Below are 1,271 nucleotides of genomic sequence, written 5' to 3' on the forward strand. Positions count from 1 at the left end.
GGAAGGTGGTGGGGCCGGGGAAGGCCGTGGAGCACGGGTCGTCACGGAGGGCCGGACTGCCCGCCGTCGGCTGGGTCGGCATGGAACGGGCGGCGGGAACCGCCGGCACGCCGGAGACCCCCGCGCCCACGTCGGCCGTGCGCGTTCCCGACGGCTCGGTGGCGGGCTCCGCCTCCGGAACCCGGTTCTGGGCGGGCGTGGCGCGGCGGGCGCCGTAACGGCGGTGGACCGCCTGCTTGGTCACGCCGAGGGCGGAACCCACCGCGTCCCACGAGAAGCCCAGCGAGCGGTCGAAGTCCACGGCCGCGGTGACCAGGGTCTCGACACTGTCCCGCAGTTCCTGGGCGAGGCGGACCGTCGGGGCGGGGGCGCGTCCGTAGACGACGAAGCCCGTGGAGGGGCCGGAGCGGCGCGGGCGGTAGACGTTGCCGAGCTGGGCGGTGAGCGTGCGCAGTGCGTCCACCTGCCGGCGGACCCGCTCGATGTCCCGCACCAGCAAGTGCAGGCTGGCGCGAGCCTGGGCGTCGTGGGTTGCGTGGTCGGCCATGAACAAGCCTCTCGAACCGGCGTTGAAAGGAACGGGCCGCGTCGGAGCGGCCCGGTGTGGTCAACTCTTCCTTGACCAACGCGGATCGGCTCCGCGGGTCACGGGCTGGGGGCGAGGCGATTCCCGCACGCCCCCGCGGAGGACCGTGGGCCCGGGTCCGCGGGGGATCCGGAGCCGGACCCGGATCCGGAACGGGGGCCGGGTCCGGGCGCGGGCCGGAGACCGGGCGCGGGCCCGCCCCCCGAAGGCGGGCCCCACTGCCGCGTCCGGAGCGCCGCCCGTGCGCCGCCTGTGCGCCGTCCGCCGCGCGGCTCGCACGCCGCCCGTACGCCCCCGGCCGTCCCCCCATAGACTGGTGCGCTGCCCGCACCGTCCCCGCCCGAGAGGCCCGAATCCACCCCATGAAGCTCGTCTTCGCCGGCACCCCCGAGGTCGCCGTTCCCGCCCTGGACGCTCTTCTCGCCTCGGAGCGGCACGAGGTGGCCGCCGTCGTCACCCGGCCCGACGCCCCGGCCGGACGGGGCCGCAGGCTGGTGGCCTCCCCGGTCGCCGAGCGGGCGCAGGAGGCCGGGATCGAGATCCTCAGGCCCGCGAAGCCGAAGGACCCGGAGTTCCTCGAGCGGCTGCGCGAGATCGCCCCCGACTGCTGCCCCGTCGTCGCCTACGGCGCCCTGCTGCCCCGGGCCGGACCTCGACGTCCCGGACCGGGGCAGCAGGGCGCCGT

The 1,271-nt window shown here is 76.9% G+C and carries 2 protein-coding genes; one reads left to right on the forward strand and one right to left on the reverse strand.

Features of this window, described 5'->3' with window-relative positions; translation table 11 throughout:
* The coding region (locus tag AOK18_RS23965) for a hypothetical protein (protein ID WP_107100367.1) at positions 1–547 on the reverse strand (547 nt) is incomplete at its 3' end.
* Between the two features lie 401 nt (positions 548–948).
* Here AOK18_RS23965 and AOK18_RS23970 point away from each other — a divergent pair.
* A partial coding sequence (locus tag AOK18_RS23970; RefSeq protein ID WP_276205367.1) for a methionyl-tRNA formyltransferase occupies positions 949–1,271 on the forward strand: 323 nt, incomplete at its 3' end.

The organism is Streptomyces prasinopilosus (genome assembly GCF_001419695.1).
In the GTDB taxonomy this organism is placed as follows: Bacteria; Actinomycetota; Actinomycetes; order Streptomycetales; family Streptomycetaceae; genus Streptomyces; species Streptomyces prasinopilosus.